This window comes from Microbacterium sp. C448 (assembly GCF_000582705.2).
GTDB lineage: Bacteria > Actinomycetota > Actinomycetes > Actinomycetales > Microbacteriaceae > Microbacterium > Microbacterium lacus_A.
The window spans coordinates 1-4,503 of sequence record NZ_HG779679.1; the positions used below are offsets into that span (position 1 = coordinate 1).

Genomic DNA, 4,503 nt, shown 5'->3' on the forward strand with positions numbered 1-4,503 from the left:
CCAGTCGTTGTACCCGGAGGTCATCTACTTCCTCGCCTATACCGGCCTGCGGTGGGGAGAAGCGACGGGTCTGCGGGTAAGAGATGTCGACATCAGCCGTGGCCGCGTGCAGGTGCAAGAGAATGCCGTGATGGTCAATGGCACGATCCATACAGGTACTCCCAAATCACACGTCACCCGATCAGTGCCCTACCCCGAGTTCATCGAGCCAATGCTTCACGCCAAGATGATCGGCAAGTCTCACAGCGATCTCCTGCTCGGCGATGGCGCATCCCACATGCTGTTGCCGAACTCGCAGGACGGATGGTTCGCTGGGGCGGTCCGCCGCGCTGGTGCGATCGACCCCACCTTCCCTCATGTCACACCGCACGACCTGCGCCACACCGCAGCCAGCCTTGCTATCAGCGCCGGAGCGAACGTGAAAGCCGTCCAGCGCATGCTCGGACACGCCTCCGCCGCGATGACCCTCGACACCTACGCCGACCTCTTCGACGACGACCTCGACCTCGTCGCACACGCACTCAGCCGCGCACGCGACGCACGCACTGTCACTCTTCATGAGTCGCCGAGAACCTCGCCGAGCGACCCGCACGCAACAGGCCCGTACATCCCGCCCGGAATCGCTCCAGGCAGCTACAACCCTGCCCGCTAAACGACACCTCGAGCTGTTCTCGCGCGTCGTTCCGGGCGCCCGGAACGCTCCGAATAGGCCGCTGGGAAGCACGTTCTTTCCCAAATCTTTCCCACAAGCCGAATTCGTGAAAGACAGAAGCCCCGCGATCCCAGTGTTTCCAAAGGTTCGCGGGGCTTCGACGATGGCGGTGACGGTGGGATTTGAACCCACGGTAGGGGGTTACCCTACACAACTTTTCGAGAGTTGCACCTTCGGCCGCTCGGACACGTCACCGCGGAATAGCTTACGTGCCTACACGTCCCCCCGCCAATCGCACAAGTACAGCGCCCGGCTCACTCCACGCGGAACGCCTCGGCCTGCTTCGCCTCGCTGGCCACGCGCACCCCGTAGCGATACGAGAGCTTGCCGCCGAGCCATCCCGAAATGCTCAAGATCAACAGGCTCAGGATGCTGACGACGAACGCCCCGAGCGGGATCTCGTCCGTGGTGCTGCGGAAGAAGAGCTGCACGGCGTATGCGCCGCAGACGGTGATGTTCAGACCCATATGGAAGGTCGCCGTGCTCGAGGCCTGGGTACGGTCGGGAATGCGCAGGTAGTCCAGCACACCGAAGAAGATCGCGGCGATGCTCCCCAGCAGACCGATCACGATCAGCACCCGCGACCCGATCGCGAATGGCTCGGGGTTCGCCGAGACGAGTCCGATGATGTCGAACACGAGGCTGGCGATCCACGCACCGATCGGGATCGTCACGGCGATCGGATGGAACGGATGCCCGTAAGGTCCGGCCAGAACGGTCGCCGGGCGCTTTGCGGACGAGATGTCTTCATCGGGCATGCGTACCTCCTGGGTGGGTGACGGTTCGGTTCACGGCAGCGGCTCGAGACCTTCGCGCTGGGTTTGCTCGTCCGCGACGCGAACACCGAAGGTGTGCGCGAGCTTGCCGCCGAGCCAACCCGAGAGGCTGAGGATCGCGAGGCCGCTGACGCTGAGGATGACGGCGAACGTCGACACGCCTTCGGCGTCGCTGTCGCTGAAAATGCCGCCGCGCAGCAGCAGGCTCGCGAGGAAAACGCCCATCGCGATCAGATTAAGGATCATGTGCGTCGTGCCCGTGGCTCGGGCGGGCGTGCCGCGCGGAATGGTCAGCCAGTCCAAAAACCCCAGTACCGCGGCGACGACGGCGCCGATCAGCCCGATGATGATGAGGATCCGCGCCCCCATCACGAACGCGCCAGGCGAGGACTGCGTGATCGCGATGAGATCGAACACGACGCTCGACACCCATGCCCCGATCGGGATGATCACGGCAATCGGATGAAACGGGTGACCGTACGGGCCGGCGATCCGCGTGAGCGGGTATTTGGCCGTGGGGCGCGGGGGGCTGTGCATCGGTGCCTCCGAAACGGATCATGCGGCGAACGAGCAACGCGGAGCGAAGCCATGTGAGGTCACGAGGTTACGGTCGACACCACGGGTTCTGATCGGGGGTTGACACGGCCGCCGTTCTGCCGCATCGTGGGCGATCGCCTGCGCGCACACATCCGCTCGCGAACTCGCCCACCACAGCCCAGTCGAGGGCTAGGTTGTCCCCATGGCCTCCCCGATGACCCGCCAACAGCGCCTCGTTCTGGCGGTCGCCGTGCTCGCATCCTTTGTGGCGTTCCTCGACGGCACGGTCGTCACCGTTGCGCTGCCGGCGATAGACGAAGAGCTCGGCGGCGGGCTGACCACCCAGCAATGGGTCGTGGATGCCTACCTCATCACCCTTGGCGCGCTCATCCTGCTGGCGGGGTCGGTGAGCGACGCATTCGGGCGGATTGTCGTGCTCCGGATCGGTCTGATCGGCTTCGGGATCGCCTCGGTCGCGATCGCTGCGGCACCCGACCCGATCGTCCTCATCATCGCGCGTGCACTCCAAGGCGCGGCGGGCGCCTTCCTCGTGCCGAGCTCGCTCGCCCTGATCACCTCGACCTTCCGCGGAGCCGCCCAGGGTCGGGCGATCGGCATCTGGACAGCCCTGACCACCTGCGCCATGCTCACCGGCCCCGTCATCGGCGGCCTGTTCGTCGACCTGCTCTCGTGGCGCCTCGTCTTCTTGATCAACGTCCTTCCGATCGCGATCACGCTCTGGCTTCTGACGCGCCTCACCCACCGCGACGTTCGGCGACCGGATGCCTCGATCGACTGGCTCGGCGCGGCGCTCTGCACTCTCGGGCTCGGCGGGTTCGTGTTCGCCCTCATCGAGCAACCGAACCTCGGGTGGGGATCCCCCGCCATCCTGATCCCGGGCATCGGCGGTCTCGCCATGTTCATCGCGTTCCTGCTGCGCCAGCGGACCGTGCGGTCGCCGATCCTGCCGCTCGACCTCTTCCGAGTCCGCAACTTCTGGACCGGCAACGTCGCGACCGCTTTCGTCTACGGCGCGCTGAGCCTGAACGGCTTCGTCGTCGGCGTCTACCTGCAGCAGGGCGCCGGCCTGAGCGCCACCCTCGCGGGCCTCGCGAGCCTGCCGGGCACGGTGCTGTTGATCCTGCTGAGCTCCCGCGTGGGCGCCCTCTCGGGTCGATTCGGCCCGCGCCTGTTCATGACGGTCGGACCGCTGGTGATGGCCGCGGGCGCGCTCCTTCTTCTCACCGTCCGCGACGACTTCTCGTATTGGACGCAGGTGCTGCCCGGCATCCTGGTCTTCGGTCTCGGGATCTCACTGACGGTGGCTCCGCTGACATCAGCCATTCTGGGCGCGATCGACACCGATCGCTCGGGCATCGCCTCGGCCGTCAACAACGCCGTGTCGCGCGTAGCCGGCCTGATCGTGATCGCGTTGCTGGCGACGATCGTCGGCGGATCGCTCGACCTCGACGGCTTCCACCGCGCGGCGATCGTCACGGCCGCACTCATGGCAGTCGGGGGGCTCGTCTCGTTCGCCGGCATCCGCAATCCGCCGCGCGTCACCACCCCGGTCGTTGATCAAGCGCAGTGAGTCGAAACGCATCGGCCCCTTAGTTCCGGGCCCTACCCCTGCCTTTATCGTCAGCCCCCTGCGAGACTGACGACATGAGCGCTATCGAGAACTCCAAACTCACCGTCGTCGGCGCGGGAAGCGTGGGGGCAAGCACCGCCTACGCCGCACTCATCCGCGGGTCAGCGCGCCACGTGGCGCTCTACGACATCGCCACCGCGAAGGTCGAGGCCGAGGTGCTCGACCTGGCGCACGGCACCCAGTTCACCGGCGCGAGCGACATCATCGGCGGCAGCGACCTCTCCGTCGTCGAGGGATCCCACGTCGTCGTCATCACGGCGGGCGCAAAGCAGAAGCCGGGTCAGTCGCGCATCGAACTCGCCGAGGTCAACGCCGGGATCCTGCGCACGATGATGCCCGAGCTGCTCTCGGTCGCGCCCGACGCCGTCTACGTCGTCGTCACCAATCCCTGCGACGTTCTGACCGTCCTCGCGCAAGAGGCGACGGCCCTCCCGCCCGAGCGGATCTTCGCCTCGGGAACCGTGCTCGACACGTCTCGTCTGCGCTGGAAGCTCGCCGAACGCGCAGGGGTTTCGACCTCGAGCGTGCACGCGTACATCGTCGGCGAGCACGGTGACACCGAGTTCCCGATGTGGTCGAAGGCCACGATCGGCTCGGTTCCGATCCTCGACTGGGTGTCGCCCGGACACCCCCGGATGTCTCAGGACGAGCTCGACGCGATCGCCATCGATGTGCGGGATGCCGCGTACAAGGTCATCCTCGGCAAGGGGGCGACGAACTACGCGATCGGGCTCTCGAGCGCACGCATCGTCGAGGCGATCCTGAACGACGAGAACGCCGTGATGCCGGTCAGCACCGTGCTGCGCGACTTCCACGGGATCGACGGG

The 4,503-nt window shown here is 66.2% G+C and carries 5 protein-coding genes and 1 tRNA gene; 3 read left to right on the plus strand and 3 right to left on the minus strand.

Annotation, left to right across the window (positions count from 1 at the left end; genetic code table 11):
• Nucleotides 1-652, plus strand: a 652-nt coding sequence (locus MIC448_RS08690; protein WP_144238025.1) for a site-specific integrase, incomplete at its 5' end; no start/stop codon positions are given.
• A 164-nt stretch (nucleotides 653-816) separates the two neighbouring features.
• Here MIC448_RS08690 and MIC448_RS08695 read toward each other — a convergent pair.
• From MIC448_RS08695 to MIC448_RS08705, 3 genes are all read right to left on the minus strand, one after another.
• Nucleotides 817-907, minus strand: a tRNA-Ser gene (locus MIC448_RS08695).
• A 59-nt stretch (nucleotides 908-966) separates the two neighbouring features.
• Nucleotides 967-1,470, minus strand: coding sequence for a DUF2231 domain-containing protein (locus tag MIC448_RS08700; RefSeq protein ID WP_036298363.1), 504 nt, complete (start codon nucleotides 1,468-1,470; stop codon nucleotides 967-969).
• Between the two features lie 30 nt (nucleotides 1,471-1,500).
• Entirely contained in the window at nucleotides 1,501-2,025 is a 525-nt protein-coding gene (locus MIC448_RS08705) for a DUF2231 domain-containing protein (RefSeq protein WP_036298365.1), read from the minus strand.
• 202 nt (nucleotides 2,026-2,227) lie between these two features.
• On the opposite strand from MIC448_RS08705, the gene MIC448_RS08710 reads away from it, so the two are divergent.
• Together MIC448_RS08710 and MIC448_RS08715 are read left to right on the plus strand one after the other, a co-directional pair.
• Nucleotides 2,228-3,616 carry an MFS transporter gene (locus MIC448_RS08710; RefSeq protein WP_036298367.1) on the plus strand — a complete coding sequence of 463 codons (1,389 nt, stop codon included), beginning with the start codon at nucleotides 2,228-2,230 and terminating at the stop codon, nucleotides 3,614-3,616.
• 74 nt (nucleotides 3,617-3,690) lie between these two features.
• On the plus strand, nucleotides 3,691-4,503 hold an 813-nt coding region (locus MIC448_RS08715), incomplete at its 3' end, for a lactate dehydrogenase (RefSeq protein WP_036298368.1).